We start from the raw sequence: 25,824 nt of genomic DNA on the forward strand, positions 1-25,824 counted from the left end.
CGATATCAGGAGAGCTTATCATGACCCGAACTATTCACGTCACACTCGATATAAACGGGGAGATGCACTCGCTCGATGTCGAGCCACGCGTCACACTTCTGGATGCACTTCGCGATCATCTGGAGCTGACCGGAACCAAGAAAGGCTGCGACCAGGGCCAATGCGGCGCCTGCACCTGCCACGTCGATGGCCAACGCGTCCTCTCCTGTCTCACCCTGGCGGCCCAGGTCGAGGGTCGTCAGGTCACCACGATCGAAGGCATTGCCGATGACGACGGCACATTGCACGCGGTGCAGAGAGCCTTCCTCGAACACGACGCCTTCCAGTGCGGTTACTGCACTCCTGGCCAGATCATGTCGGCCGTTGCCTGCATCCGCGAAGGCCATGCCGGTTCCGATGCCGAAATCCGGGAGTATATGTCCGGCAATCTCTGTCGTTGCGGCGCCTATAACAGCATCGTGGCTGCGGTGCGTGAAGCGGCGGAACTGACGGCCGGCGTGCGCCAGAAGGCGGAGGCTGCGTGATGAGAGATTTCTCCTACACCCGCGCTTCTTCCACGGAGGACGCCCGCAAGGCAGCTCTGGAGGCCGGCGCCATGATCCTGGCCGGCGGCACGACCCTGCTCGACCTTGCCAAATGCGGTGTTGCCGAGCCGGATCAGCTGATCGACATCAGCCACATTCGCGGGCTCGACGGAATTGCCGTGGATGACAGGGCTGCCACGATCGGCGCGCTGGCAAAGATGAGCGCCGTCGCGGATCATCCCGAGATCCTGTCGGCGTTTCCTGCCGTCTCGCAGTCGCTGTCCCTGGCGGCATCGCAGCAGTTGCGCAACATGGCGACGATCGGCGGCAATCTGCTGCAGCGGACGCGATGTCCTTATTTCCGGGATCCTTCGACGTTCCCGGCCTGCAACAAGCGTGAACCCGGCTCCGGCTGTTCCGCCATCGGCGGCGTGACGCGCAATCACGCGGTGCTCGGCACGAGCGAGTATTGCATCGCCACCTATCCCGGTGATTTGGCCGTTGCGCTCGTGGCCTTCGATGCCGAAGTGAACCTCGGCACGCGTACGGTTTCGGTCGAGGACTTCTTCCTCGCACCCGGGGATACACCGGAAAAGGAGACCGTGATCGCGCCCGGCGAGATGATCATGGGTATCAGCATCCCGGTTTCCCCCGCCGCGAGACATTCCACCTATCTCAAGGTCCGCGACCGGCAGTCCTACGAGTTTGCTGCCGCGAGCGCAGCCGTTGGTCTCGAGTTCGAGACGGATGGTAAAACCGTGAGGGGCGTTCGGGTGGCGCTCGGCGGCGTCGCGACCAGGCCTTGGCGTGCTCGCGCCGTCGAACAGGCGCTGGTCGGGAAGGTCCTCACGGAAGAGGCTATCGCCTCTGCCGCCGCGCTTGCCATGGAAGGTGCCGTCGCGCACGGCGCCAATCGCTACAAGATCGAGCTCGCGCCCCGCGTGATCGCCCGCGCACTGCAGACCGTAGGAGGCCTCGCATGACCATCATGGAACCCCGCAAACACGGAAGTGCTGCCGACGGAATGGTCGGTGGCCGCATGTCGCGTTTTGAAGGCGAGCTGAAGATCACCGGCTCGGCCACCTATGCGCTCGAATATCCGATGGAAGACGCTGCGCATGCGGTGCTCGTGCAGAGCACGATCGCGGCCGGCCGCATCGTCTCGGTCGATACGTCGAAGGCGCTCGCCATGCCGGGCGTGCTGGCGGTGCTCACCCCGGAAGACGACCTAGGCCTCAGGGCCTGCGGCGACTGGATGGGCTCGGCGGCGAAGGACGAGCCCTATTATCCGCTGCCGAAAGTGGTGCAGTTCAACGGCCAGTCGATCGCAGCCGTCATCGCGGAAAGCCGGGAACAGGCGTCTGAAGCGGCAAAGCTCGTCACCTTCACCTATGAGGAGACACCGTCGGTCACGAGCTTCCACGATCCGAATGCCGGCGAGGGCAAGCTCATGCCCAATCTCGTCGTCAACTGGGGAGATGCGGAAGCCGCGCTTGCCGCAGCAGCCGTCAGGATCGAGGCAACCTACGAGACGCCGCGCGAATACCACGTTGCGATGGAGCCTCACGGCTTGGTGGCGAAGTGGGACGGCGACGAACTTACGATATGGGAGCCGAGCCAGTGGTCTCACGGCATGGCGCGCATGTATGCAGAATGGTTCTCCGTGCCTTATGAGAACGTTCGGATCGTTTCGCCCTTCATCGGTGGCGGTTTCGGCTCCAAGGGGCAGCCGCTCGCCTATGGCGCGGTCGCCGTTGCAGCTGCGAAGCGGCTCGGCCGGCCGGTCAAGCTCGCCGTCACCCGGCCGCAGAATTTTACCAGCTATGGCGGGCGTGCCGCTACCCGGCAGACGATTTCGCTCGGCGCGACGAAGGACGGCATCCTGCAGTCGATCGTCCATCGCGGCATGAGCGAGACCTCGATCTACATGGACTACCCGGAGCAGACGGGTGCCGCGACCCCGGTTCTCTACAAGGTGGAGAATTTCTCCTCCGAACACCGCGTCGTGCCGGTCAACACGGTGACGCCCGGCGCTCTAAGAGGCCCGGGCAAGAACCCGAGCTCCTACGGCATCGAATGCGCCATGGAAGAGCTTGCCTATGCGCTCGGCATGGATCCGCTGGAACTGAGGCTGAAGAACTATGCCGATCACGACTACCAGTCGGGCAAGCCGTGGTCGACGCGTCAGCTGCGCGAGGCGCTGACCGAAGGCGCCAAGGCCTTCGGTTGGGACAGGCGCAGCCATGAACCGCGCTCGATGCGCGACGGCAACCAGCTCGTCGGCTGGGGCATCGGCTGCGGCACGTTCCCGGTCATACGTGCGCCGAGCGAAGCGATGATCCGTGTTCTGGCCGACGGCACGGTCGAGGTCGTCAGCGGCTCGATCGATATGGGGCAGGGCACCTATACGATCCTTGCCCAGACGGCGGCGGAGGCGATGGGCGTTCCCGTCTCGCAGGTCGTCGTGCGTCTCGGTGATTCCCGCCTGCCGGGGTCTGCCATCGCCGGTGGATCGATGCTTGCCGGCTCCATCACCGGGGCCGTACACAAGGCGGCGATCGCGGCGCGTGACGAGATCGTAGGGCTGGCGCTCAACACGCCGAACTCGCCGTTTGCCGGCAGCGGCGCCAATACGCTCGTCGTTGCCGATGGCGAGATTTCCACCACGCTTGCCGACGGGCCGAAGGTGACGATCGCCGAGATGATGAAGGCACTCGGCCGCGAGCACCTGGAGATCCGACGCAACACGCTGTCCGACGATGCGCAGGAAGCGGCGGAGCAGCGCAGGGCCTGGACGACCATGGCGCGGGTTATGGGGCCCACAATGGGTGAATTTTCGATGCACAGCTGGTGCGCCCATTTCGCCGAAGTCAGGGTCGATGAGGCCTTCGGCACGGTGCGCGTGTCGCGCATGGTTTCGGCCTTCGACTGCGGTCGCCTCTATAATCCAAAACTGGTCGAAAGCCAATGGCGCGGCGGCATCATCATGGGCATCGGCCAGGCGTTGCTGGAAGAAGGTCTCGTCGATCCGCGCAATGGCCGCACGATCAACAACAATGTCGGGGACTATCTGGTGCCCACCAATTCCGACATTCCGGATCTGCAGGTCATCTCGGTCGGCGTGCCGGACCTCAATGCGTCCGCGCTCGGCGGTAAGGGTGTCGGTGAAGTCGGCATCGTCGGCGTGGCGCCGTCTATCGCCAATGCCGTCTTCCATGCCACCGGCAAGCGGGTGAGGGACCTGCCGATCACGCTTGAAAAGCTGATCTGATCAAACCGGCGCATCCGGCTTCAGTGCCGGGTGCGCCTAAGTTGTTCTCGGCAGGTTCGACGTACCGAGGCTTCCCGCCAGTCGCTCCGCCAGCTTTTCCTTCCGAAAATACTCGGTGACGAAATCGATGAAGACGCGCGTCTTGGCCGGCAGCAGTGTTCGGTTGGCATAGTAGAGCGAGATTGTGCCGATATCGGCGTACCAGTCCGGCAGCAGCCGGATGAGTTCTCTTCGCTCGAAATAAATCAACGCGTCCGGCGTGGCGATCAGCGCGACGCCGAGACCGAGGCTTGCGGCGCTGGCAATGGCCGCCGGGTCGTTCATTATGAAGGTACCGGTTAGGGCGGCCGGCATTTCCTCGCCGGCGATATTGCGCATGGACCATTGCCGGATGCGCCCGGTATTGGACGATCTCATCTGGATGCCGACAAATGCTGAAAGCCCTTGCGGGTCCACCGGCATGGCGCGATCCCGCATGTAGGCGGGAGATGCCACGGCCACGAGATGAGCGGGCGCCAAGGTCCGCGAGATCAGGCCGGGCGTGAGGTCGAGGCCACCGCCGATCGCCGCGTCATATCCCTCTGTCACCAGATCCACCTGACGGTTCTCGAATGTCCATTCCGGCCTGATCCTGGGGTATTTCTCCATGAAGGCCGGCAGCAGCGGCAGGATGTAGTCCCGCCCGAAATGCGGACTCATGCTGACCTTGAGTATACCGACGGGCTCGCTATTGCCTGACGAAGCATCGGCGATCGCCACCTGCAGGGCTTCGACATGGCCGCCGACCTGGGCGAGAAACCGTTCGCCCGCTTCCGTCAATGCCAGCTTGCGGGTGGTTCGCTGGAAAAGCCGGATGCCGAGGCTGCGCTCCAGCATCGCCACGTTGCGGCTGACGGCGGCGGGCGTCAGCCCGAGCCTGCGGGCGGCGGCCGAAAAGCCGCCGAGTTCTGCCGACCGCACGAAGGACTCGAGATGGCCAAGATTTTCCATGAGCCTATTTTCAATTATAGCTTGAAAATGATGCGCATCATTACCGTCTAATCGGACGCCAATAAAGGGCAGATATTCCGTTCATCGAAACACGAACGGAGAAAATCTCATGACTATCGGTATCATCGGCGCCGGCAATATCGGCGCAGCCATTGCCCGCATTCTTGCCCGCGCAGGCATTCACGCCACCATCGCAAACAGCCGCGGCCCGGAGTCGCTGGAGCCACTCGTTGCGGAACTTTCGCCCTGGATCTCGGCCGTCACGATCGAGGAGGCGGCAAAGGCGGACATCGTCTTCGTTGCCGTGCCGTGGTCGAAGCTGCCTGGAGCGCTGGCAGGCCTTCCGAACTGGGGTGGCCGCATCGTTGTGGACACCAATAACCCGATCGAGGCGCCGCTGTTCAAGCCCGCCGAACTCAACGGCCGCCTGTCGAGCGAGATCTTCGCCGACATGGTGCCGGGTGCTCGGGTGGTGAAGGGGTTCAACCACCTGTTCGCAGCCTTACTCGAAGCCGACCCCACGTCGGATGGCGGCAAGCGCGTGCTGTTTTATTCCGGCGACGATGCCGACGCGAAAGCCGAGGTCGGCCAGTTGATCGACAAACTGGGCTTCTTCGGCATCGATCTCGGCCCGCTTTCGGTCGGCGGGAAGCTCGTGCAATTTCCCGGCGGGGCCTTGCCCTCGCACAATCTGGTCAAGCTCGGCTGACCATCAGTCTTCCGAATAGCGCTCCTCGTTCCACGGGTCGCCGCGCATATGGTAGCCGTTCTTCTCCCAGAAGCCGGCATTATCGATGCCGATGAAATCGATCCGCTTCAGCCACTTGGCGCTCTTCCAGAAATAGAGATGCGGCACGACGAGCCTGACCGGCCCGCCGTGCTCTTCCGTCAGCGGGGCGCCCTCCCAGTCCGTCACGATGATCGCGTCGGGGGAGGCGAAGTCGGAAAGAAGCAGGTTGGTGGTGTAGCCGTCATAGCTGGTCAGCATCACCGCCTTGGCTTCGTCTGTCGGGTCGACGGCATCGAGAAAGTCGCGGGTGGAAACGCCCTTCCAGTTGTTGTCGTAGCGCGACCATGTGGTCACGCAATGGATGTCCGACAGCATGTCGGTCTGCGGCAGCGCCTGGAAGGCGGCCCAGTCGAAGGTTCCGGGCTTGTTGACGAAGCCGTAGACGTCGAGCTTCCACTGTGCCGGCGAGATGCTCGGCTGCTGGCCGAGGTCGAGAACCGGCCAGTTCTTCACCAGATGCTGGCCGGGCGGCAGGCGATCCGTCTCCGGCCGCGTATGCCGGCCGGTCAGGAACTTGCCTTCGTCGGCCCATTTGCGCTTGGTGGCGGTAAGCTTCGAATTCGGCTGTTGCGTTCCGGTGTCGTCGGCCATCGGCGGTTCTCCCTGCATGGATCCCAGGACGGGGCGGTGCATCTGCGTCATGCCTGATGCATGGCGTCGTGGCCTTGCGTCGCCCGATAATCTGATGAACAAGAGGGGCAAATCAACCGCTCGTCTTTCACATTTCACTCCGGAACATCATGGCCGCCTTCAATCCCCGCTTTAACCCGCTGGTCGACAAGCTCTCCCTTCCTCCCGTCCCGTCCGTCGCCGCCTGGGGCCGCGCCTATGACGGATCGAAAGGGCCGCTGATCGATCTGTCGCAGGCCGTGCCCGGATATCCGGCGCATCCCGACATGCTGAAGCTGCTCGGCGAGACGGGCGCCTCCAAGGCCTATACGGGTTACGGCCCGATCGAGGGTGAGACGGTTCTGCGCGAGGCCTATGGCGCTCACGTCGCCGAGGTCTACGGCGCGCCGCTTGTCGCCGCCAACACCCATATCACCTCCGGCTGCAACCAGGCCTTCGTCTGCGCCGCGATGACGGTTGCCGGTCCCGGCAATACGGTGCTGATGACCGAGCCCTTCTATTTTAACCACGAGACGACTCTCGCGATGATGGGGATCAGGACCGATTTCGTGCCCTGCAAGGCGGAAGCGGGCTTCCTGCCGGAGGTCTCCGAGATCGAGGCTGCCATCACCCCTGACGTGAAGGCGCTGGCGCTCGTTTCTCCCAACAACCCGACCGGCGCCATCTATCCGCCGGCACTGCTGGAATCGATCTTCAAGCTCTGCCGGAAGAAGGGCATCTGGCTGATCCTCGACGAAACCTATCGCGACTTCCTGCCGGAAGCCGGGCAGCGGCCGCACGGGTTGTTTGGGCTCGACGGCTGGGAAGACACGCTGATCAGCCTCTACAGCTTTTCCAAATCCTTCTGCATTCCCGGCCACCGACTGGGCGCTATCACGGCGAGCGAAGCGGTGATCGGCCAGGTCGCCAAGATCATGGACAACCTGCAGATCTGCGCCCCGCGCGCCGCCCAGGCTGCCGTCGCGACCGCTCTCCCGCTGCTGGCCGACTGGCGCGAGGAAAACCGTCAGGAGATCGGCCGCCGCGCCGAGGCGCTGAAGGCTGTCATGCGGGAGCTGCCGGAGTGGAAGCTCGATGCGATCGGCGCCTATTTCGCCTTCGTGCGCCATCCCTTCACCGGCGTCGGCTCGGCCGAGGTGGCGGAGAAACTTGCAAAATGCGCCGGCGTCACCTGCATTCCGGGCGTCTATTTCGGCGAGGGTCAGCAGGCCTATCTGCGCTTTGCCTTCGCCAATGCGGATGCCGGGACGATCGCGGGCCTGACGGAACGTTTGAAGAACTTTTCGCTGTCGTAACCGGCGCCTTGGCCTTATAAGACAAGGCCATGGTCCAACGTTCAGGCAGCGCCGATCTTCCGCTTCATGGCGGCCGGGTTCCCCGGTGGCTCGGTGAACGCATGACGCGTCTCGGCGCCGTCATCACCGAGGCGATCGTCATCCATTACGGCCGCGACGAACTGCTCGCGCGGCTCGCGCATCCTTTCTGGTTCCAGTCCTTCGGCGCCGTGATGGGCATGGACTGGCATTCGTCCGGCATCACCACCAGCGTCATCGGCGCGTTGAAGCGCGGGCTCACCCCGATGTCGGGCGAACTCGGCATCCATGTCTGCGGCGGCCGCGGCAGGAACTCACGGCAGACGCCGGACGAACTGATCGCCATCGGCAACCGCGTCGGCATCGACGGCGGGGCTCTGGCCCAGACCAGCAAGCTCGTCGCCAAGGTCGACAGCGCCGCCGTTCAGGACGGGTTCGATCTCTATCTGCACGGTTTCATCGTTACCGACGACGGCAAATGGGTGGTGGTGCAGCAGGGCATGAACGACGAGAAGCGCCAGGCGCGGCGCTATCACTGGCATTCTGAGGGGCTGAAAGGCTTTCTCGATTCACCCCACGCGGCGATCGAAGGCCGCGGGCAGGGGGAGATCGTTAATCTTGCCGATCACCGCGCAGACGCCTCCCGCAAGGGCCAGCTCGACCTGCTCGCCTCGCTCGGGCCGGACCGGATCGTGCGCGAGGTCGTGGCACTCGATCCGAAGCGCCAGGCAAAGGACCTTGCGCAGCCGATGCTGCCGCATCTGATCATGCCGGCGCATCACGACGTGCGCGAGGAAGACGTCAACATGCGCCGCCTGCACGGCACGCTCGCTGCCGCGGCCAATCGCGGACCGAAGGATTTCGAGGACCTGCTGATGACGCCCGGCGTCGGCGCCCGCACGGTCTCGGCGCTCGCCATGGTGGCCGAGGTGGTCCACGGCGCGCCCTGCCGGTTTTCCGATCCCGCCCGCTTCTCGCTCGCCCATGGCGGAAAGGACCGCCATCCTTTCCCGGTGCCGCTCAAGGTCTATGACGAGACGATCAAGGTGATGAAATCGGCGGTGGCCAAGGCGAGGCTCGGGCGCGAGGAAGAGCTGCAGGCGCTTAAACGCCTCGACGACCAGTCCCGAACGCTCGAACGCTACGCCACCGGGCCGGACTTGAAGGAAATCGTCGCGGGAGAGTTTTCACGCTCGCACGAATGGGGTGGGCGGAGCGTGTTCGGGTGGGAGCCGGCAGAGGATGAGGAGCGGGGGAAGCGGAGGGGGTGAGGGACCAAGATTTGCTCCAAGCTTGCCGCGGCCACTTCCAGTTGGATCACACCGTCTTATTTTTTGGTCACTGAGGCTCTGTGAAGCTTGCTCGATGCGTTACGTTATATTGACTTACCGTCGATCTCGATACGCGATATAAGAGGCAGCGACAGTATTTATCAATATCGCAATATATAGCTTTGTAGAGCCCGGAAATTCTATCTCAAAAGGATATAGTAAAAGGAATACACAAGTTAGAGCGAACGATATTATTAGATAACGCTGCATCAAAATCATGACTCCGGATAACTGATAACACCTTTTTGATATCTAAGCAGAATGTGTACCGAGCTTGAACGCTGGCGTGAAGGCATTTCTGCATCGGAGTCGGCCAGCGGCGGCTGAGTACGACACGGTGTTCGGCATCTTGCGCCGGCAGATTTGCGTCCAATGGAACTCTGCCTCACCTCTCGTGTTCTTCACCAGCACCACAGGAGGACATCATGACCCGCGATAGCACATCTGACGAAGCCACTCGCTTTGGCAGCAGCCAGCCGGGCGTTGCCAAGAGCGTCGGCACCGGCGAGGCTCCGGTCAAGAAGCAGCCGAGCGCGGAAAGCATCGAGATCAACAAGGCCCGCAAGGCGAGCGGCGCGGAAGGCGATGCCGATCGCGACGAGCATGTCGCGGATGCAGGCGATTCCGGCTGAGATCAGGCCGTCGCGCCGACCGTGCCGGTCTGGTGGATCTCGATCAGCGACGGGCCTGCGATCTTGCGGAATGCCTGCAGTGCCGCCGGCAGTTCAGCGACATCCGACAGGCGCGTGGCGGGCAGTCCGAAAGCCTCGGCGATCTTCAAAAAGTCCGGAGGCGTGGGCTTCACGCCTTCCGGCTTTATGCCGTTTTCCACCATGTAGCTCTCGATTTCCTGATAGCCGTCATTGTTCCAGACGAGGAAGATGACGTCGGCCCCGGCGTCCTTCGCGGCACCGATCTCGGCAAGCGTGAACTGGAAACCGCCGTCGCCCGTGAGGCAGACGACGGGGGCTTGGCGATCGGCGATCGCCGCGCCGATAGCCGCCGGCGGACCATAGCCCAGCGCGCCGTAACCGGTCGCGGCATTGAACCAGCCATGTGGCCGCCCCGCCTCGTAATAGAGATTGCCGGCATAGACGGCCTGGGTCGAATCCCCGACGATGATGACGCCGGGGAGCGCATCGCGCACCATATCCAGCACGGCGATCTCGGCGCGGATTTTTGGCGTCAGCTCGGCCAGCGACGCGTTGCGCACTGCGTCAGCGCGGCTTGCTCCGTCGGCCTGCAGGCGGTTGCCCGCGCCGACCGCTTCCCGCAGATCGCTGGCGGCATTTTCCGCCGAGGACAGGATGGAGAGCGCCGCCTGCGGGCCGCGGGCGAGCTGCGTCGCGTCGATATCGATGCGGATCAGATGGGCGATTTCGGGAAAGCCGTTGTCGACATACATGTCGTAGTCGGTCTGGGCCATCTGGGTGCCGAAGGCGAGCACGAGGTCGGCTTCGGCGATCAGGCGGCGGACCGATTTCAGGCTCGGGCTTGCGGGGACGGACAGCGGATGGCCGGAAAAGGCGCCGCGGGCATTGGTGGTGGTCACCAGCGGCGCGTCCAGCTGCTCGGCCAGAGCCAAAATGTCCTTCGACGCCTCGACTGCGCCCCCACCGACGAGAATGACGGGCTGTTTCGCAGCCAGGCAACGGGAGGCAGCCTCCGCCATGGTCTCAGCATCCGCCCGAGGCCGGGCGGGCGCAATGTTGCGCAGGCGCGGCGGCTGAATGGGGAGCGCCATCACATCGGTTGGGATTTCGATATGCACTGGTCCCGGCCGGCCGGAGCGGAGGATGGCGAAGGCGCGCTCCATCACGTCGGTAAGGTCGTTCGGGTCATGCAGCGTGTGGCTCATCAGCGCCAGCGTCGCCATCATGCCCCGCTGGTCGGGCAGTTCGTGCAGCCGGCCGCGGCCATGGCCGAGCGTGGCGCGGGCGTTGACGCCGGAGATCACCAGCATCGGCACCGAGTCCTGATAGGCCTGCGCCATCGGCGTGATGATATTCGTCAGCCCCGGTCCGGTGATGACGAGGCAGACGCCCGGCCTGCCGCTGACCCGCGCATAACCGTCGGCCATGAAGCCGGCGCCCTGTTCGTGGCGGGGCGTGATGTGGCGGATTCTTGATCCCGCCAGCCCGCGATAGAGCTCGACGGTATGAACGCCGGGTATGCCGAAGACGGTGTCGACACCGTTTGCCTCGAGGAGATCGATCAGTGTCTCGCCGACAGTCTTCAGCCTATCCGACATTCAATTCATCCAACGTTGAGGGGCGCTTCTCTCTGGGATGCGATGCGGCCGGCGAGATCGCCGATGCGCGTGATCGCGGTTTCCAGCACGTCTTCCGGCACGGTCAGCGAGATGCGCAGGAAACCTGCCGCCTGGTCGCCGAAAGATGTGCCGGGCATGACCGCGACCTTTTCCTGCTTCAGCAGCTCCCAGGCGAATTCCTCGCCGCCGAGGCCGGTCGCCGCGACGTCGAGCAGAATGAACATACCACCTTCCGGCGCCACGGGCTTGACCAGATTGCTGCCGGCAAGCGCCTGCTCGACGATCTTCACCCGCCGCGCATAGTTTTCGCGCATCACGTCGGCCGTCTCGAAATGTTCTGACAGGGCAAGCGCCGTCATATCGGCGATGAAGGGCTGTACGCCGAACAGCATGATCTCGGAGACCGGCAGAAGCTTGTCGCAGAATTCCGCCGGGCCGGCGGCCCAGCCGGAGCGGAAGCCCGGTGCGGCATGGGATTTGGAGATCGATGCGACGACGATCGTGCGCTCGGCAAGCTCGGCCATGTCGAAGGGCGAGGCGAACTTGGTGCCGTCGAATATCAGCTGTTCGTAGACTTCGTCGCAGACGATCCAGAGATCGTGCTTGCGGCAGATCTCGCCGATCTCGGCGATTTCGGCTGCGGTCAGAACCGCGCCGGTCGGGTTGTGCGGGGTATTCAGCAGCAGCACGCGCGCTTCCGGCGTGATCGCTCGCTCCAGGTCCTCCGTCTGCATGTGGAAACGGTTCTCAGGCCTGAGCGGCACGGGGATCATATGGGCGCCGGTCGAAGCGATGACGCCTTCATAGGTCGCATAGAGCGGATCGCCGACCAGCACACCGTCGCCGGCGCCGACAAGGCCGGTCATCACGCAATAAAGGGCGCTCTGGGTGCCGGGGAAACAGAGGAAGTTGCGCTCGGTCACGCCCGGTCGCCGCTTGGCGTATTTCGCCACTAGCGCCTTCAGCGTGTTCGGCTCGCCGCGGCCGTTGGAATAGCGGGTGCGGCCGGCATGCATGGCGCGCGCCGCTTCATCCAAGAGCGCCTTGTCAGGTGCCACATCCGGTTCGCCGATCGTCAGTTCGATCACATCCTCGCCTTCGGCCTTCATGCGGCGGGCGGTGATGTGAAGCGCCCAGCGGCCGGAGCCGAGATGGGCGAGACGGTCGGTGATCGAGGCATAGCGCATGCGTAATTTCCTTTTTATGCGTCGGAAGCCAGTTCGCCCGGCTTCAGTCTCAACAGCGCCTCGACGGATGAGAGCGCGCTGTCGGCGATTTCGTCTTCGGCAAACAGGTCCGAGGTCAGCGTGCCTTCCAGCCACAGCCCGTCGATCAGGGCGTTGAGCGAGATGGCGTAGCTGCGACAGTCCTTCTGCGTCAGGTCCGTCCCCCGCTCTTTGAAGAAAGCGGTGAGCAGCGCTTCCAGTGCCTCCAGGAAGGCGAGGTAGTTTTCCCGGTGAATGGCGGCGAAAGTCTGGTCGGTCTGGATATGGCTGATGAAGGCTGCCCAGAGCGACAGCGTGCGGCTGTCGGTGACCGGAGGCGTGACATTGGCAACGATGAAACGGCGGAGACACGCGCGGGGCGTCTCGCCCTGTTCGGAGGCCTCGATCGCCATCTTCGTCATGCCGGTCATGACAGCCCGATAGGCCGCTTCCAGCATCTGGTCCTTGCCGGTGAAATAGTGGCGGATCAGCCCGGCGGTAACGCCGGCGCGCAGCGCGATCTGGCGCACCGTCGCACCCTGGATGCCGAGTTCGGCGATGCAGTCCAGCGTCGCCAGGATCAGGTCCTCGCGGCGCTCGGTCTCGCTGGCACGGGTATAGGTGCGGCGCGCTGATGCCATGGGGGTGTTCGTTCCTGCTTGGCCGATGCGTATTCGAACCTTGTTATACGATCGAATAATAACCGTACAGGCAAGAATTACCGTTTGCCGTTCGCCAGCCGCAACGCTTCCGGCCTTCGCCGCAGGATCAGCATCGAAGCCGCGCCGAAGGCCGGGCCGATGGCGAGAACCGCAAAGGTCCATTGCCAGCCGCCGAAAAAAGCCGCCAGTTTTGGCATCAGCCAGATCATCAGGATGGTCAGTGCGAAGCCGATACCCATCTGCAGCGACAGCGCCGTGCCGACATAACGGCGGTCGGCAAGTTCGGTGACCGCGGCGGAAAACTGGGCAGAGTCACCGACGATCGAGATGCCCCAGACGATGACGATCGGAACGAGCAGCCAGAGCGGCCCGTCGAAGGCGAAGCCGATCAGCAGAGCGCAGCTTCCGGAGACGATCATCAGTCCCGCCGTGGTTGCGGTGCGGCCATAGCGATCCGAGAGGAAGCCGCCGAGAAAACATCCTGCCACACCGGAGGCGACCGCCAAGAACGTCAGCAGTGATGCGCTACCGCTAAGGCCCGTGCCACCCGCCTGATAGGCGGCGGTAAGCCAAGCCAGCAGCCATGCCCACATGGCGTAGAGTTCCCACATATGGCCAAAATAGCCGAAATTGACGAGCAGCAGGTTGCGGTCGCGCAGGACCTGCGGGATCTGGCGCGGATCGAACACTGCCTTGCCGAAAGCGTCCGGTCCTTCGCGGGTGCCGGCAAGGAAGAGGATGGCGGCGGCAAGGCTTGCGGCACTCGAGGCGGCAATGACGATTTGCCAGTCGACACCGGCGGTCAGCCCGCGCACGAGATGCGGTAGCGATGACCCCGCGGTGATCGCGCCGATGACAGCGGCAAGCGCCATGCCGCGCCCCTTGACGAACCATGTGGCTACCAGCTTCAGGGCCGGCGGATAGACACCGGCCAGCGCCAGTCCGGTTACCATGCGCAGGAGGATTGCGACCGTCGGGCCGGGGTCGAGCAGCAGCGCCGCATTGGCGACAGCGGCAAGCGCTGCCGAACAGCCCATTAGCCGGTTCATGCGAATGAGATCCGGCAGGTTGAACAGGCTGGCGGCGAGAGCGCCGATGACGAAGCCCGCCTGCACGCCATTGGTCAGCCACGCGGCGGCGGCGTCGGACAGTCCCCAGGCGAGTTTCAGTTCCGGTGCGATTGCCGTGGCGGAGAACCAGGTGGAGAAGGACAGGACCACGGCAAGGCTGATCGTGGCCAGCATGGTAAAGCGGCCTTGGGGTTTTACTCTCGTGTCTGACATCATGCCGTGCCACCCGCCTCTGGCCTGCCGGCCATCTCCCCCACAAGGGGGGAGATCCCAAGCCTGCTGACCATCGCCCAGCCTGATCGCCGGGTCAAAATAATCGCTTTTCGGTGATGTGTATTTGGGCGTAGGGGTGCATCTGGCCGATCTCCCCCCTCGTGGGGGAGATGCCCGGAAGGGCAGAGGGGGGTATCCGTGACTTTACCCACCTTATCCCGCCATCCGCGCTCTTGCCCCCACATGCCGCCCCGGCAATCTCGGCGCGTCGAACAGCTTTTCCCGCAGCGTACCATCCCGATAGCTGGTCTTGTACATCCCGCGCTCCTGCAGGATTGGGATGACTAGGTCGATAATGTCGTCGAAACATTCCGGCACGACGGTGCGCGACAGGTTGAAGCCGTCGATATCGGCGCCTGTCGCCCATTCGGCCAGGGTGTCGGCGATCTGTTCCGCCGAGCCTACCATTGGCGGCTGCCGGCTGCCGAGCGGCATCTGTTCCAATAGCTTGCGCAGCGTCCATTGCGGTCCGGCCGAACGCGTCATCGCCTCGACATTGGAGACGATCGCGGCGCTCTTGCCGGTCTGGATCGGCTCGTCAAGATCGTATTTCGAGAAGTCGATGCCGAGCGATGCCGCGGCATGCACGAGCGCGCCCTCGGAACTCGCATATTGGCGGTAATCCTCGAATTTCTCCTGTGCTTCCTTTTCGGTGCGGCCGGTGACGATGGTCGCGCCCATGAAGATCTTGATATCGTCGGGAAAACGCCCGGCCGCCAGCGCCCGGGCGTTGATATCCTCGACGATGGCGCGCACGCCCTCGATCTTCTGGCCGTTGACGAAGACGCATTCGGCATGGGTGGCGGCAAATTCGCGCCCACGCGTCGAAGAGCCCGCCTGGTAGAGCATCGGCGTGCGCTGCGGAGACGGCTCGCAAAGGTGCATGGCATCCAGGCTGTATTGTTTGCCGTCATGCCGGATCTTCCTGACTTTTGCTGGATCGGCATAGGCGTGGTTGGCGCGATCGAAAATGACGGCGTCGTCGCGCCAGCTTCCTTCCAGCAGGCCGTAGATGACCTGCATATATTCGTCGGCCAGATCGTAGCGATCGTCATGGGCGGCCTGCTGGGAGAGGCCGATCGCCTTCGCCGCGCTGTCCAGATAGCCGGTGACGATGTTCCAGCCGATGCGCCCGCCGGTCAGGTGGTCGAGGGTCGACATGCGGCGGGCGAAGAGAGACGGTGGCTCGTAGGTCAGGTTGGCGGTGATGCCGAAGGAGAGGTGTTTCGTCACCGCCGCCATGGCCGGCACCAGCAGCATAGGGTCGTTGACCGGCACCTGCACGGCACCCTTCAGGGCCGCATCGGCATTGCCCCCGTAAACATCGTTGACGCCGACGACATCGGCCAGGAAGATGCCGTCGAACAGGCCCGCTTCGAGGCGGCGGGCATAGTCCATCCAGTAGCCAAGTTCCTTGTAACGATGCGACTGGTCGCGCGGATGTGTCCAAAGTCCTTGCTGGATATGGCCGACGCAGTTCATGTCGAAGGCGTTGAAGCGAATTTCGCGTGCTATCTTCTGCACCATGACCGTCAGCCTTTCGTTGCGGAGGTCTTCCGTCTCCTATATGGTCATATTGTCTACTATAGGAGACGTGCCGCATGCAAGGACCGGATGATTTGGAACAGGATCCCGCTGAGGCCATCGCGGCGACGCTCAGACATGAGCGGGAAACCCGAAAGTGGTCTCTCGCCGATCTGGCCGAACGGTCCGGCGTCTCCAAGGCGATGATCAGCAAGATCGAGCGCAGGGAGGCGAGCCCCACGGCAACCGTGCTCGGGCGGCTCTCCGGTGCTTTCGGTGTCCCGTTGTCGGTGCTGATCGCTTCGGCGGAAAGGGCGTCGGAGCGCTTGAGCGTGGCGGAAGCGCAGGTGGTCTGGACCGATCCGGAGACCGGCTATCTCCGCAGAGCGATCTCCCCGGCTGGAGCGCCGGTGGAACTGATCGAGGTGAGCCTGCCATCCGGCGTGCGCGTACCCTATCCGGCATCTGCCTTCGCGTTTCAGCAGCAGCAGATCTGGGTTCTGGAGGGGCGTCTCGATTTTTCGGAAGGCAACGTCCTGCATCACCTGAAAGCCGGTGACTGCCTTCTGCTCGGCGTACCGTCCGACTGCGCATTTTTCAATCCCGGACCCGTCCCGGCGCGATATCTCCTCGTTCTGTCCCGGCGCTAAAGTCGTATATATCAGCAAAGCTGGAACTATTCCCCGTGTCGGGCTTTCCCCATGCGACGGCCGCGCCCGGGAGAGCAGGCCGCCCCCGAACTGGGCCGGGAACGGGAGGAGGATCCAGATGCAATCCGAGATGCCGTTATTCGGCGATGCCGGACGAAGCCTTGCGGACGAACTGTCGGCGCTTGCGCTCCGCGACCCCGTCATCGTCGTCTTCTCGCCCCAAGCGGTCGGCTTCGCCTTCGAGGCGGCGCAACGCCTGGGCTGCGAACTGGACCTGCTGCTGGTTGGATACATTCCCGCCCCCGGTCACCCCGATCAGGTCATCGGATCGGTGCTCGACCTCGCCGTGCCGCAGGTTACCGTCGATGAGAACCTGGCGCGGAAATTTCATGTCCCACCGGGTTATCTCAACGCTGAACGGCAGCATCAGCTCGCCGAGCTCGAACGGCTGCATCTCATGTATCTCGGTGACGATGACCCTGAGCGGCACAATCATGCCGGCAAGGATGTCGTGCTCCTCGACGACGGCATTGATGCCGAAGTGCTGAACGCGGTGATAAAGCGGTTTGTCGACGGCGGAGCCCGATCCGTCCGCGTCATGAGCTCACCATCAACCGGGGCGCAGCCCATCGATGATCGGACGATCGCTCATCTGCTCAAGGAAGCCCGTCGTATCCACAGGCTACTCCACTAGGCAATTCGCCACTTGCGCCTCTGTTCGCATCCCTCGGATGCAAAAATAAGACATATTGTCATATAGTGATTTCGGTGTGACCTTCCCCGCCATCGCGCGGAGCGCGAGGGACAGTGAGATCCAATCTCTTTGGCCGCATCGGCCAGTGTCTGGGGACGGAACATGACTTTCGCGGAAACGGATTTCGTGGAGTCGCAGGGCGACAGGAAGTATCGAACCAGCGAGCGTGTCGGCGGACTTGTCGACTGCTCATCGCTTCAGGTCGAGCTCCGCAGTTTCGATCCCGGCTGGCAGGTGGATCTGACGCTTGAATGCACCGAGGTTGCCGTGCTGCTTTCCGGGCGCTCGAAGATCAGGTGGGCCGAAGACGGTCATCGCCGGGAGGCGATCGCCCGGCCGGGTGTCGCATGGATATGCCCGGCGGGCGTGCATGAGAGCGGCGTCGAAATTGTCGGCACCATGCCGGAATCGCTGCATATCTTCCTGCCGCCGTCGCTGGTCGGCGAAAATGCGCTTTCCAATTTCGAGATCGACCCCGCCAAGGTGCAGCTCGCCTATGCGGGCGGTGTCCCGGATCCCGTGGTGCTGCATATCGGCATGCTCTACCGCAGCCTGCTCAACCGGCCTCTGCAGCCGACCGACCGGCTGTTTCTCGATGGCATCCAGCAGGCGCTTGCCGCCCATCTGCTCGGTGCCTATACGGCCACGCGCTGGAAGAACCGTGTCACGAGATCGACGATCGATCCACGACGGCTGCAGCGCGTGCTCGATTTCATCGAGGCGCGTATCGATGCGGAGATATCGCTGGACGATCTTGCCGCCGAGGCCTGCCTCAGCCCGTTTCATTTTTCCCGTATGTTCCGGGAGGCGACCGGGCTTACCCCGCATCGCTATGTCACCGAGCGCCGCGTCGAGGCGGCACGGGAAAAGCTCGTGCTGAACCATTCCTCGCTGGTCGAGATCGCGCTCGATACGGGCTTCGGCTCGCAGGCCAATTTCATCCGCGTCTTCCGCAAGGCCACGGGTATGACGCCCGGCCAGTATCGCACGCTCTATCGGCGCTGAACGCGTTATCGTGACACGCCGGGCTCTCAATGCGCGACCAAAGCGCAAGATCTGCGCATCAGCGCGCAAGATGCGGAAATATCCGCCGAGCCGTGAAGCCTAAGCTGCCTCATCGAATTCGATCGCCTTTGTCGGGCGATCATCGGGGCAGGAGGCAGCGCATGATCAGCTCGGAGCAGGCCCGCAAAATCATCGCCGCCGGTGAGGACAGGGCCAGGCAGATCGGCGTTCCCGTCAATATCGCGGTGCTTGATGCCGGCGTTCACCTCAAGTCCCTCCACAGAATGGATGATGCGCTTCTCGGCACGATCAGCATCGCCGTCGACAAAGCCCGCACGGCCGCTCTTTTCGGCATGCGCACGGAAGACGTCGGGGAATTCTGCAAGCCCGGCGGCACGTCGCCCGGGCTTGAACAGACCAATGGCGGCCTCGTCGTGTTCGCCGGCGGTATTCCGCTGCGCGATGCGGGCGGCGTGCTGATCGGGGCCGTCGGGGTTTCCGGCGGTGCGGTCGCCCAGGATCTCGAGGTTGCGGAGGCCGCCGCCGCGGCGCTCGGCGGCTGACGAGGTCGGCTGCAACATTTTCATCACCGAATTGCGAAAGGAGAGCACGATGTCTACCAGGACCATCCTCATTACCGGCGCAGGCTCCGGCTTCGGCGAAGCCGCCGCCATCGGCATGGCCAAGGCGGGGCACAACGTCATCGCCACCGCGCAGATATCCCCGCAGGTCGCGGCGCTGCGCAACAAGGCGGCCGATCTCGGCCTCAAGAACCTGCGCGTCGAGCGGCTCGATCTCGATGATCCCTATGACATCGCCTTTGCGCAATCCATCGACATCGACGTCCTGTGGAACAATGCAGGCATGGGCGAGACGGGCCCCGTCAGCGAGATTCCGCTGGATCTCGTTCGCCGCAACTACGAGATCAATGTCTTCAAGCCGCTCGAGCTGACGCAGGGCTTCATCAGGAAATGGGTCGCTGACGGCAAGAAGGCGAAGATCGTCTTCACCTCCTCGATGGGTGGCCTGTTCACGCCTGCGGGCTGGGGTACCTATGTCTCGACGAAGCACGCACTGGAATCGATTGCCGAGGCGATCGCCCAGGAAGTCACGCCCTTCGGCATCAAGGTCCAGACGATCAACCCGGGCGCCTATCTCACCGGCTACAACGAGACGATGGCCGATGCCGCGTTCCGCTGGCTCGATGACAGCAGGAACTTCACCAAGCGGGCCGAGCTGCGGGCCACTTTCGATGCGCTTCTGGCGTCTCCCCAAGGCCATATGGACCCACAGGAAATGATCGACCGCATGATCGCGATCGTGCCGGCCGATGAAGGCAAGTATCGCAACGTCATGCCGAAGTCGGTCGAGGACATGCTCAAGCAGCACGAGATCGATGCTTGGGACGTCCGCATATGACCCTCGTTTTTTCCCCGCGGCGTCCCTTGCCGAACGTGGCGCAGTCAACGCATGTCCTGGAGGACGCCATGCCCCTTATGACAAGTGCAAACGTCCGCAGCATGAGATCCCGGACCCGCCGTATCTTCAACGCGGCCCTGGGCATTGCCGCCACAATACCGGCGATGGGCGTCGTGGAAGCCCGCGCCTCGTCCGAGACGCTGACGGAAACCGAAAGTCGCAACAAGGCGACCGTCGAGACAGCGTTTCAGGCATGGGCGGCCGGCACGGGCGGTCCTTTTGACCTCCTGGCGGACGATGCCCGCTGGACGATCGAAGGCTATTCGCTGGCATCGAAGACCTATTCCAGCCGCGAGGAATTGATGCGCGAGGTCATTCGCCCGTTCAATGCACGGATGAAGGAGCCGCTGAAGCCTTCGATCCGCCGCGTTTATGCCGATGGCGATGGCGTGGTCGTGTTCTTCGACGCCCGTGGCATGGCTCGCGACGGGCAGCCCTATGTCAACACCTATGCGTGGTTCCTCGACATGCGCCATGACCGCATCGTTCGCGTCTCGGCCTTCTTCGATTCCATCGTGTTCAACGACCTCTGGACCCGCGTCTCGCCGGGACCCTGACACCCGTCTGGAACGGCTGGAAGGTGGCATGCGGCCGGTTCACCTGAGGTGGTTGCATGCCATTTTGCTCTCGGCGCTTCGGACTTACGTCAGCATGGCCTGTGTGCTAGGGTGTACACACTTGAGCACAGGAGCCGCAAGATGTCTGCCAGCACAACCATGACAATCCGGGTTCGGCCTGACGTAAAGGAAAAGCTTGATCGGGTTGCTGAAGTTACAAAGCGCAGCAAATCGTTCCTGGCCGGTGAGGCGGTTGCAGCCTATGTCGATCGGGAACTCGAAATCATTGACGGGATCAAGCGCGGTATGGCGGATGCGACCGCTGGCCGCGTCCTGCCGCATGACAAGGCGATTGCCGGCATGCGTGAGGTTGTCGAGGCAGCAAGACGTAAAAAAGCATCGGAAGAATGAGGCCCGTCGTCTGGTCGGAAACTGCGCATCGCGATGCGCTCGAAGTTCTGCGTTATATCGCAGATGACAACCCCGCCGCAGCAGAAAGGATCGTCGATGCGATCGAACGATCGGGAGAGCAACTGGGAAAGGTTGCGACCGGTCGGCCGGGACGTGTTGCAGGTACGTACGAGAAGTCCCTCGATCGGCTTCCCTACATCATTGCCTATGAATTGCGGTCTATCGCGGGACGCGAAAGCATCGTCATTCTGCGCATTATCCACACGTCTCGCGAGTGGCTCGATGAGGAGTGGCCGGAATAGATCGGCAGATGGGCGATCGTCCCGGCCGGTGTCAAACCTCGATCGTCGCCATCAGCGGCAGGTGATCCGAAGCGAGCCTCGCAAGGGGGGTGGATATGACTTCGGCGTCCATGACCTTGATGCCCTTCGAGACAAAGACGTGGTCGATCTTGAGGAGAGGAAAGCGCGAGGGAAAGCTCGGTCTCAAGGTGCCGGCAATTGAGCGGCGTACATCTTCGAGCTTTCCGGCGATCCGCTTGTAGGGCGGGCTCGAAGGTATCGAGTTGAAGTCGCCGAGCAGGACTACGGGCTGGTCGGTGCAGCGGTCGTCTCCCAGCCATTCGGTGCCTAGAAGCGCATCCGCCTGGCGCATGCGGTCGATGCGGCGCAGGCCGAGATGGGTATTCAATACCTGCAGACGCACGTCTCCGACTTCCACCTCGATCCAAAGCGCCCCGCGCTGTTCGCCAACCGAAGGCAGCGGGCCGGCCTTCACCTGCTCTGCGGGCAGGGCGGTCAGGATCGCGTCGCCGTAGCGCTCCTCCTCAACATCGAGGGCTGCATGGAAATGGTGCTTCATCTTCAGGATTTCGGCGATCGCATGGGCCTGGTCTATCCCGCCGGTGCGCTTTCGTCCGACGTCGAGCTCCTGCAATCCGATGATGTCGGGTCTTGCCTCCGCGATCACCTCCGCGATGCGTTCCGGTGCCAGGCGCCGGTCGGTGCCGATGCAGCTGTGGACGTTATAGGTCAGGAGCTTGAGGCGGCGGGATGCCGGTGATTTGGCCGGGGAGGACTGCATAGGGCAGGGAACACGTTCGCCCGCCTTTTCGTTCCCTACCTAGAAGGCAATAGGAGCGAAGATGATCGGCAGGAAGCATATCGTACAATTGGCCATCCTCGCCGCCGTCTGCATCGCTGCCTATCTCGTCTATCGGAGCCTCGGGCGTTATACCTATTACGAGATAGAGGAGGCGGTTCAGGCCATCCCCTTCACAAGCCTTCTCTCCGCGTTTGTCTTCGTGGCAGCCTCCTATTTGTGCCTTACCTGTTTCGATGCGCTTGCCGTGCGGTATGTCGGCAAGCCGCTCGCCTATAGGCAAAGCGCGCTCGCTTCGTTCTCGGCGCTTTCCATCGGCCACAATGTCGGCATGGCGGCGCTGAGCAGCGGTGCCGTGCGCTACCGCTTCTATTCACGCTGGGGGCTGACCGGGTCGGATATCGCCAAGGTGATCGGTTTTTGCGGCGTGACCGTTGGGCTTGGACTGTCGGCGCTTGCCGCGCTGGTCCTGCTGCTCGATCTCGGGCCGGATACCGATCTCTTCGGCATCGATCAGGAAACCCGTATCGCGGCCGGCATTGCCTGCCTCGTCGTGCCGCTCGCCTATCTTGCGATCTGCCTTTTCGGCATCCCGATCCGGCTCGGCCGCTGGAGGCTCGATCCTCCGCGCCTGCCGCTTGCAGTAGCGCAGGTCCTCGTCGGCACGCTCAATTTCGCCTGCGTCGCCGCCTGCATCCACCAGCTTGTCGCCGTCTTCGGATCGATCACCTATTTCGAGGTCGCCGGTGCCTATGTCACGGCCAATGTCGCGTCGCTGATCAGCCACGTTCCGGGCGGCCTCGGGGTGCTGGAGGCGACCATGCTCAACATCCTGCCGGGAACGAGGATCATCGGCGCTCTGGTCGCCTTCCGGGTGCTTTATTTCTTCGTGCCGCTGATGATCGGCCTGCCGACATTCCTGGCGAGCGAAGCCTATTACCGGCGCCGCTACCGCCTCTCAGAACACCCGATGGGCTGACAGGCGGGTCACGAGCCGGCGGATGCCAGCCTGTATCTGGGGCACGGGCCAGAAGGGCTGTTTCGGATCGACGATGCTCGTGCCGGGCAGGCTGTCCGTCTCGCCCTTTTCGACATCGACGTCGAAGGGTTTCAGGTGGCGGCCGTTGACGTTCAGCATCTCGATGGTGCGGATCAGCGATCCTGTCTCGGCAAAGCTGCGGCGCACCAGTTCAGGATCTGCCGCCAGATGCTCGGCGAGAAGATCGACGCGCAGTTCCGCAATCGCCTCACGACCCGCGGCCTCGTCCGTCTCCACCGCAAGGTCACATTCGGTATCGAGGCCTTCCGAACGGTTGTTGAGGTTGGATGAACCGACCCGGACGAAACGATCGTCGGAGATGATCAGCTTGGAATGGACGATGACTTCCTGTTCGCCGCCGTCTTCCGTCTGAGTCACCGCATAGAAGACGCGCAGCCGGTCATAGCGATCGGCACGCTTCAGGCGACGGATCAGCCGGGTGCGGTTGTTGCCCATCATCAGCTTTTCGAGGAAGCCGTGGGATTCCCGGGTGACCAGCACGACGATCTCGGGGCCTTTCTGCTTGCGCAGACGTTTGGCCAGCGTTCTCGCGACGCCGAAGGAGGCGAGATACTGGGTCTCGATATAGAGATGACGCTCGGCGGCCTTCACCGCATCATGGGTAAGCCGGATCGCCTCGCGATGGCCCCGGCGGCCCTTCCATTTCCACGGCTCGGTGAGTGCGAGACCGGTCGAGCATCGTTCGAGCGCGGGCACGAGATCGGATGGCCAGGGGCTCGGGCCTGGCACCTCGACGCCCGCCAGTTCCTCGCCCGTCGCCTTCTTCCAGCGGCGCCGTGCGGTGTCGCCGATCAATCGCGCCGTGTCGCCGGTCACGATCGTCTGCATGTCATGGACAGGCCCATAGGGCGCGCCGTCCGGCGCAACACGCACCGGATTGACGGCCTTGTGCTCCCGGTCGTCCCAGCGCCGTGCGGTCAGGTCGATGCCGCCGAGGAAAGCGGTCTTGTCGTCGATCGCCACCATCTTCTGGTGATGGCTCGCCCGCAAAGGATGGCGGAAGTCGAAGCGCAGCAGGATGCGCGGATGGTCCGCCCAATCCATCTTGCCGAACATGCGGAAACTCTTGCCGGAATAGACCGGACCCATGCCCCAGACGAGAAGGCGCACTTCGAGTTCGGGCTTTTCGTCGACGAGGCGCCGCAGAAGCGCGCCGATCGTTTCGGAACCTTCCTCGCGGGGACGCAGCCGGATATAGGGGTTAAAGTCCCAGCCGATGATGAAGATGGATTTCTCGGCCTGGCGCAGGACTTCGTCCAAACGGAGGAAATAGTCTTCGCCATCGATGAGAAAGGCGATGCGATCGGCCTTGGCGGAACGCCAGACGTTGCGGCCGGGTCGGATAACCCGTGCACGGTCGGTTCCAGCGTCAATCACGCTCGATTTGGAAAAACTGCTCACGTCCACCTAACCCACCTCGTCACTGCGGACGGATGAACGTCGGGATCGCGGGTTTGGTTCCCGCGGCAAGGGATCACGGGCATGGGTATGTTTCAACTGTGACCGTGTTCGAGGGGCACGCCGAGCGTAGTCTGCGTCGGCGAAAGATAAGTGTCGTCGACCAGCTCCATCGCGACGAAGACCACCACCAGGATACCTCCCGCGGCAACCAGCAGTTTCCAGAGGCCCGGCTTGATTTCATCCTTCTGCGGCTTGGCGGCGACCAGTGGGTTTTCCGTTCTCTCGTCCTCAGTGCCGTCTTCCGTGACCTGTATCGGGGATGTCATGTCCGTTCTCTTTTCCGGTACGCCCCGCTTTCGGGTAGGCCTGCCACCGCGTGGAGTTCCTATGCGGCTGGCCCTAGGCATTTCCGGGCGGCATGTAAACCGGCGGGTTGTTCGTTTCATCCGGGTTCGGCAGCGGTGCCTCGTCCGGCAGGCGGTCTGGTTCCGGCTCGTCGATCGGCGGATCGGGCGTCCAGATCGGGGCCGGCATCGGCGGCTGTTCGCTTGGTTCGCGAGGATCTGGGGTCATCGAAATCTCCATTCTCATATGTCGACAACCGTCGGCCTGCTTGAAGGTTCCCTTGTTTTTCGTCCCGCTTCGGCAAGCGCGGCGATGGAGTGGACGCGGAACTTCTTCTCAAGGTCGCGGGTTCCCATGTGGCCTTTGTCGACCCGTGCGCTAACTTCAACCGACGGGAGGAAAGCCGGATGACCCATGCCAAGGACAATTTTATCGCATGGCTGAAAAGTGCCCATGCGATGGAAGAACAGTCGAGTGCGATGCTGATGGCGCAGACGCGGAGACTGGAAAACTATCCCGATCTCAAGGCGCGGATGATGCACCATCTGGAAGAGACCAGGGTTCATGCGGCCGATCTGCAGGAGCTTCTCAACCGGCTGTCAGGCGCGCCTTCGCCCCTCAAGGATATCGCAGGCCGGATCGCCGCCACCGTTCATGGCATTCCCGGGATGCTGGTGAGCGACGAGGTCGTCAAGTCCGCCGCTGATGCCTATGCGTTCGAGCATCTGGAAATCGCCACCTATCGCACGCTCCTCACTGCCGCCGACGAGCTGGGGGAAGACGAGGCCTCGGCCGTGTTGGAGCGCATACTTGGCGAGGAAATAGCCATGGCATCCTGGCTGGAGGAAAATCTCGATCCGATTGCCCGCATCTTCCTGATGCGTGACGAGCGTGATCTTCAAGCCAAGCGGTGAGCCGTTAATGTGGGTTAGGCGCGTCGGCGACTAGCCGAGAAAACCGTTGCCGTCGAAATGCCGGTGCAGGCCCGCTTCGTCTGTGACGCCGCGCTGATAGAGCTGAATCATCTCGGCGGCGAGTTCCGTCGCGGCAGCACTGCCGCTCGCCACACCACGCTCCGCGCGCAGATCGTCATAGATGCGCTTGAGGAACGCCAGCTCGTTTGGTTCGAATGTATTGCTTATGGCTGCCGGATTCATTTTCTGCCTCCATCATGGGGGCGAAAGAGCGTCTGGTCTTTCGATCGCC

29 protein-coding genes are annotated in these 25,824 nt (G+C 63.0%); 17 read left to right on the forward strand and 12 right to left on the reverse strand.

All coding sequences use genetic code 11. The features are described 5' to 3' along the window. The first annotated feature begins 20 nt into the window (after positions 1–20). The 3 genes from BM216_RS10685 to BM216_RS10695 are packed head-to-tail and all read left to right on the forward strand — an operon-like array spanning position 21 to position 3,795. Complete coding sequence (locus tag BM216_RS10685) at positions 21–524, forward strand: (2Fe-2S)-binding protein (RefSeq protein ID WP_092998886.1); 504 nt, start codon at positions 21–23, stop codon at positions 522–524. After that, positions 524–1,507, forward strand: coding sequence for an FAD binding domain-containing protein (locus BM216_RS10690; RefSeq protein ID WP_092998888.1), 984 nt, complete (start codon positions 524–526; stop codon positions 1,505–1,507). Before BM216_RS10685 ends, BM216_RS10690 begins: the two co-directional genes overlap by 1 nt. Next, positions 1,504–3,795 (forward strand): xanthine dehydrogenase family protein molybdopterin-binding subunit, encoded by a 2,292-nt coding sequence (locus BM216_RS10695; RefSeq protein ID WP_092998890.1) that lies wholly within the window; start codon positions 1,504–1,506, stop codon positions 3,793–3,795. Before BM216_RS10690 ends, BM216_RS10695 begins: the two co-directional genes overlap by 4 nt. A 36-nt stretch (positions 3,796–3,831) precedes the next feature. On the opposite strand, the gene BM216_RS10700 is transcribed toward BM216_RS10695, so the two are convergent. Beyond that, positions 3,832–4,785 carry a LysR family transcriptional regulator gene (locus BM216_RS10700; protein WP_092998892.1) on the reverse strand — a complete coding sequence of 318 codons (954 nt, stop codon included), beginning with the start codon at positions 4,783–4,785 and terminating at the stop codon, positions 3,832–3,834. Between the two features lie 109 nt (positions 4,786–4,894). Here BM216_RS10700 and BM216_RS10705 point away from each other — a divergent pair, with 109 nt between their 5' ends. Beyond that, positions 4,895–5,494 (forward strand): NADPH-dependent F420 reductase, encoded by a 600-nt coding sequence (locus BM216_RS10705; protein WP_092998894.1) that lies wholly within the window; start codon positions 4,895–4,897, stop codon positions 5,492–5,494. 3 nt (positions 5,495–5,497) lie between these two features. Here BM216_RS10705 and BM216_RS10710 read toward each other — a convergent pair whose 3' ends face one another. Further along, a complete protein-coding gene (locus BM216_RS10710) occupies positions 5,498–6,166 on the reverse strand; it encodes a sulfite oxidase-like oxidoreductase (protein WP_092998896.1) in 669 nt (222 codons plus the stop codon). 149 nt (positions 6,167–6,315) lie between these two features. On the opposite strand from BM216_RS10710, the gene BM216_RS10715 reads away from it, so the two are divergent. From BM216_RS10715 to BM216_RS10725, 3 genes are all read left to right on the forward strand, one after another. Next, positions 6,316–7,500, forward strand: coding sequence for an aminotransferase (locus BM216_RS10715; protein ID WP_092998898.1), 1,185 nt, complete (start codon positions 6,316–6,318; stop codon positions 7,498–7,500). Positions 7,501–7,529: 29 nt separating this feature from the next. Then, positions 7,530–8,789, forward strand: a complete 1,260-nt coding sequence (locus BM216_RS10720) for a DUF763 domain-containing protein (RefSeq protein ID WP_092998900.1) — start codon at positions 7,530–7,532, stop codon at positions 8,787–8,789. Between the two features lie 485 nt (positions 8,790–9,274). Next, positions 9,275–9,481: a hypothetical protein gene (locus tag BM216_RS10725; RefSeq protein WP_092998902.1), complete on the forward strand. Its 207-nt coding sequence runs from the start codon at positions 9,275–9,277 to the stop codon at positions 9,479–9,481. A 2-nt stretch (positions 9,482–9,483) separates the two neighbouring features. Here the strand turns inward: BM216_RS10725 and BM216_RS10730 are convergent, their stop codons facing one another. The 5 genes from BM216_RS10730 to BM216_RS10750 form a co-directional block, all read right to left on the reverse strand. Next, positions 9,484–11,100: a 5-guanidino-2-oxopentanoate decarboxylase gene (locus BM216_RS10730; RefSeq protein WP_092998904.1), complete on the reverse strand. Its 1,617-nt coding sequence runs from the start codon at positions 11,098–11,100 to the stop codon at positions 9,484–9,486. A 5-nt stretch (positions 11,101–11,105) separates the two neighbouring features. Then, positions 11,106–12,308, reverse strand: a complete 1,203-nt coding sequence (locus tag BM216_RS10735) for a pyridoxal phosphate-dependent aminotransferase (protein WP_092998906.1) — start codon at positions 12,306–12,308, stop codon at positions 11,106–11,108. A gap of 14 nt (positions 12,309–12,322) precedes the next feature. Beyond that, positions 12,323–12,967 carry a TetR family transcriptional regulator C-terminal domain-containing protein gene (locus BM216_RS10740; protein WP_092998908.1) on the reverse strand — a complete coding sequence of 215 codons (645 nt, stop codon included), beginning with the start codon at positions 12,965–12,967 and terminating at the stop codon, positions 12,323–12,325. Positions 12,968–13,044: 77 nt separating this feature from the next. Continuing rightward, positions 13,045–14,274: an MFS transporter gene (locus BM216_RS10745; protein WP_092998910.1), complete on the reverse strand. Its 1,230-nt coding sequence runs from the start codon at positions 14,272–14,274 to the stop codon at positions 13,045–13,047. A gap of 210 nt (positions 14,275–14,484) precedes the next feature. Further along, positions 14,485–15,858: an LLM class flavin-dependent oxidoreductase gene (locus BM216_RS10750; protein WP_210217034.1), complete on the reverse strand. Its 1,374-nt coding sequence runs from the start codon at positions 15,856–15,858 to the stop codon at positions 14,485–14,487. A 74-nt stretch (positions 15,859–15,932) separates the two neighbouring features. Here BM216_RS10750 and BM216_RS10755 point away from each other — a divergent pair, with 74 nt between their 5' ends. The 8 genes from BM216_RS10755 (at position 15,933) to BM216_RS10790 (ending at position 21,013) form a co-directional block, all read left to right on the forward strand. Beyond that, positions 15,933–16,505: a helix-turn-helix domain-containing protein gene (locus BM216_RS10755; protein ID WP_092998912.1), complete on the forward strand. Its 573-nt coding sequence runs from the start codon at positions 15,933–15,935 to the stop codon at positions 16,503–16,505. A gap of 118 nt (positions 16,506–16,623) precedes the next feature. Next, positions 16,624–17,199, forward strand: a complete 576-nt coding sequence (locus BM216_RS10760) for a phosphoribosyltransferase (RefSeq protein ID WP_092998914.1) — start codon at positions 16,624–16,626, stop codon at positions 17,197–17,199. A 162-nt stretch (positions 17,200–17,361) separates the two neighbouring features. Next, positions 17,362–18,264, forward strand: coding sequence for an AraC family transcriptional regulator (locus BM216_RS10765; RefSeq protein ID WP_092998916.1), 903 nt, complete (start codon positions 17,362–17,364; stop codon positions 18,262–18,264). A 161-nt stretch (positions 18,265–18,425) separates the two neighbouring features. Then, positions 18,426–18,827, forward strand: a complete 402-nt coding sequence (locus tag BM216_RS10770) for a GlcG/HbpS family heme-binding protein (RefSeq protein ID WP_092998918.1) — start codon at positions 18,426–18,428, stop codon at positions 18,825–18,827. A gap of 49 nt (positions 18,828–18,876) precedes the next feature. Further along, the gene (locus BM216_RS10775; protein ID WP_092999377.1) at positions 18,877–19,683 is read left to right on the forward strand and encodes an SDR family oxidoreductase; all 807 of its coding nucleotides are present in this window, start codon (positions 18,877–18,879) and stop codon (positions 19,681–19,683) included. A 68-nt stretch (positions 19,684–19,751) separates the two neighbouring features. Next, the gene (locus BM216_RS10780; protein ID WP_092998920.1) at positions 19,752–20,300 is read left to right on the forward strand and encodes a nuclear transport factor 2 family protein; all 549 of its coding nucleotides are present in this window, start codon (positions 19,752–19,754) and stop codon (positions 20,298–20,300) included. A 141-nt stretch (positions 20,301–20,441) separates the two neighbouring features. Then, entirely contained in the window at positions 20,442–20,711 is a 270-nt protein-coding gene (locus BM216_RS10785; RefSeq protein WP_092998922.1) for a CopG family ribbon-helix-helix protein, read from the forward strand. Beyond that, positions 20,708–21,013: a type II toxin-antitoxin system RelE/ParE family toxin gene (locus BM216_RS10790; protein ID WP_092998924.1), complete on the forward strand. Its 306-nt coding sequence runs from the start codon at positions 20,708–20,710 to the stop codon at positions 21,011–21,013. The genes BM216_RS10785 and BM216_RS10790 overlap by 4 nt, the downstream gene beginning before the upstream one ends. Before the next feature lie 31 nt (positions 21,014–21,044). On the opposite strand, the gene BM216_RS10795 is transcribed toward BM216_RS10790, so the two are convergent. Then, a complete protein-coding gene (locus tag BM216_RS10795; RefSeq protein ID WP_092998926.1) occupies positions 21,045–21,794 on the reverse strand; it encodes an endonuclease/exonuclease/phosphatase family protein in 750 nt (249 codons plus the stop codon). Between the two features lie 61 nt (positions 21,795–21,855). Here BM216_RS10795 and BM216_RS10800 point away from each other — a divergent pair, with 61 nt between their 5' ends. Beyond that, the gene (locus BM216_RS10800; RefSeq protein WP_092998928.1) at positions 21,856–22,791 is read left to right on the forward strand and encodes a putative bifunctional lysylphosphatidylglycerol flippase/synthetase; all 936 of its coding nucleotides are present in this window, start codon (positions 21,856–21,858) and stop codon (positions 22,789–22,791) included. On the opposite strand, the gene BM216_RS10805 is transcribed toward BM216_RS10800, so the two are convergent. The 3 genes from BM216_RS10805 to BM216_RS34015 all read right to left on the reverse strand — a co-directional run bounded on the left by BM216_RS10805 (position 22,771) and on the right by BM216_RS34015 (position 24,846). Next, a complete protein-coding gene (locus tag BM216_RS10805) occupies positions 22,771–24,273 on the reverse strand; it encodes a phospholipase D-like domain-containing protein (RefSeq protein ID WP_092999379.1) in 1,503 nt (500 codons plus the stop codon). The genes BM216_RS10800 and BM216_RS10805 overlap by 21 nt on opposite strands. A 92-nt stretch (positions 24,274–24,365) precedes the next feature. Then, the gene (locus BM216_RS10810) at positions 24,366–24,599 is read right to left on the reverse strand and encodes a hypothetical protein (protein ID WP_092998930.1); all 234 of its coding nucleotides are present in this window, start codon (positions 24,597–24,599) and stop codon (positions 24,366–24,368) included. Positions 24,600–24,672: 73 nt separating this feature from the next. Further along, positions 24,673–24,846 (reverse strand): hypothetical protein, encoded by a 174-nt coding sequence (locus tag BM216_RS34015; RefSeq protein WP_092998932.1) that lies wholly within the window; start codon positions 24,844–24,846, stop codon positions 24,673–24,675. Between the two features lie 179 nt (positions 24,847–25,025). On the opposite strand from BM216_RS34015, the gene BM216_RS10820 reads away from it, so the two are divergent. After that, a complete protein-coding gene (locus tag BM216_RS10820) occupies positions 25,026–25,532 on the forward strand; it encodes a ferritin-like domain-containing protein (RefSeq protein WP_092998934.1) in 507 nt (168 codons plus the stop codon). Between the two features lie 30 nt (positions 25,533–25,562). Here the strand turns inward: BM216_RS10820 and BM216_RS10825 are convergent, their stop codons facing one another. After that, complete coding sequence (locus BM216_RS10825) at positions 25,563–25,775, reverse strand: hypothetical protein (RefSeq protein WP_092998936.1); 213 nt, start codon at positions 25,773–25,775, stop codon at positions 25,563–25,565. Positions 25,776–25,824 lie beyond the last annotated feature (49 nt).

The organism is Rhizobium sp. NFR07 (assembly GCF_900111905.1).
Taxonomy (GTDB): Bacteria; Pseudomonadota; Alphaproteobacteria; order Rhizobiales; family Rhizobiaceae; genus Neorhizobium.

Bases quoted from the DNA above. Each gene is read 5' to 3' on its own strand.
- BM216_RS10770 (WP_092998918.1), top strand. From the start codon at position 18,426: ATGATCAGCTCGGAGCAGGCCCGCAAAATCATCGCCGCCGGTGAGGAC.
- BM216_RS10755 (WP_092998912.1), top strand. From the start codon at position 15,933: ATGCAAGGACCGGATGATTTGGAACAGGATCCCGCTGAGGCCATCGCG.
- BM216_RS10775 (WP_092999377.1), top strand. From the start codon at position 18,877: ATGTCTACCAGGACCATCCTCATTACCGGCGCAGGCTCCGGCTTCGGC.
- BM216_RS10795 (WP_092998926.1), bottom strand. From the start codon at position 21,794: ATGCAGTCCTCCCCGGCCAAATCACCGGCATCCCGCCGCCTCAAGCTC.
- BM216_RS10740 (WP_092998908.1), bottom strand. From the start codon at position 12,967: ATGGCATCAGCGCGCCGCACCTATACCCGTGCCAGCGAGACCGAGCGC.
- BM216_RS10690 (WP_092998888.1), top strand. From the start codon at position 524: ATGAGAGATTTCTCCTACACCCGCGCTTCTTCCACGGAGGACGCCCGC.
- BM216_RS10730 (WP_092998904.1), bottom strand. From the start codon at position 11,100: ATGTCGGATAGGCTGAAGACTGTCGGCGAGACACTGATCGATCTCCTC.
- BM216_RS10685 (WP_092998886.1), top strand. From the start codon at position 21: ATGACCCGAACTATTCACGTCACACTCGATATAAACGGGGAGATGCAC.
- BM216_RS10720 (WP_092998900.1), top strand. From the start codon at position 7,530: ATGGTCCAACGTTCAGGCAGCGCCGATCTTCCGCTTCATGGCGGCCGG.
- BM216_RS10725 (WP_092998902.1), top strand. From the start codon at position 9,275: ATGACCCGCGATAGCACATCTGACGAAGCCACTCGCTTTGGCAGCAGC.
- BM216_RS10760 (WP_092998914.1), top strand. From the start codon at position 16,624: ATGCAATCCGAGATGCCGTTATTCGGCGATGCCGGACGAAGCCTTGCG.
- BM216_RS10800 (WP_092998928.1), top strand. From the start codon at position 21,856: ATGATCGGCAGGAAGCATATCGTACAATTGGCCATCCTCGCCGCCGTC.
- BM216_RS10695 (WP_092998890.1), top strand. From the start codon at position 1,504: ATGACCATCATGGAACCCCGCAAACACGGAAGTGCTGCCGACGGAATG.
- BM216_RS10820 (WP_092998934.1), top strand. From the start codon at position 25,026: ATGACCCATGCCAAGGACAATTTTATCGCATGGCTGAAAAGTGCCCAT.
- BM216_RS10785 (WP_092998922.1), top strand. From the start codon at position 20,442: ATGTCTGCCAGCACAACCATGACAATCCGGGTTCGGCCTGACGTAAAG.
- BM216_RS10790 (WP_092998924.1), top strand. From the start codon at position 20,708: ATGAGGCCCGTCGTCTGGTCGGAAACTGCGCATCGCGATGCGCTCGAA.
- BM216_RS34015 (WP_092998932.1), bottom strand. From the start codon at position 24,846: ATGACCCCAGATCCTCGCGAACCAAGCGAACAGCCGCCGATGCCGGCC.
- BM216_RS10810 (WP_092998930.1), bottom strand. From the start codon at position 24,599: ATGACATCCCCGATACAGGTCACGGAAGACGGCACTGAGGACGAGAGA.
- BM216_RS10765 (WP_092998916.1), top strand. From the start codon at position 17,362: ATGACTTTCGCGGAAACGGATTTCGTGGAGTCGCAGGGCGACAGGAAG.
- BM216_RS10750 (WP_210217034.1), bottom strand. From the start codon at position 15,858: ATGGTGCAGAAGATAGCACGCGAAATTCGCTTCAACGCCTTCGACATG.
- BM216_RS10825 (WP_092998936.1), bottom strand. From the start codon at position 25,775: ATGAATCCGGCAGCCATAAGCAATACATTCGAACCAAACGAGCTGGCG.
- BM216_RS10745 (WP_092998910.1), bottom strand. From the start codon at position 14,274: ATGATGTCAGACACGAGAGTAAAACCCCAAGGCCGCTTTACCATGCTG.
- BM216_RS10705 (WP_092998894.1), top strand. From the start codon at position 4,895: ATGACTATCGGTATCATCGGCGCCGGCAATATCGGCGCAGCCATTGCC.
- BM216_RS10780 (WP_092998920.1), top strand. From the start codon at position 19,752: ATGCCCCTTATGACAAGTGCAAACGTCCGCAGCATGAGATCCCGGACC.
- BM216_RS10715 (WP_092998898.1), top strand. From the start codon at position 6,316: ATGGCCGCCTTCAATCCCCGCTTTAACCCGCTGGTCGACAAGCTCTCC.
- BM216_RS10700 (WP_092998892.1), bottom strand. From the start codon at position 4,785: ATGGAAAATCTTGGCCATCTCGAGTCCTTCGTGCGGTCGGCAGAACTC.
- BM216_RS10735 (WP_092998906.1), bottom strand. From the start codon at position 12,308: ATGCGCTATGCCTCGATCACCGACCGTCTCGCCCATCTCGGCTCCGGC.
- BM216_RS10710 (WP_092998896.1), bottom strand. From the start codon at position 6,166: ATGGCCGACGACACCGGAACGCAACAGCCGAATTCGAAGCTTACCGCC.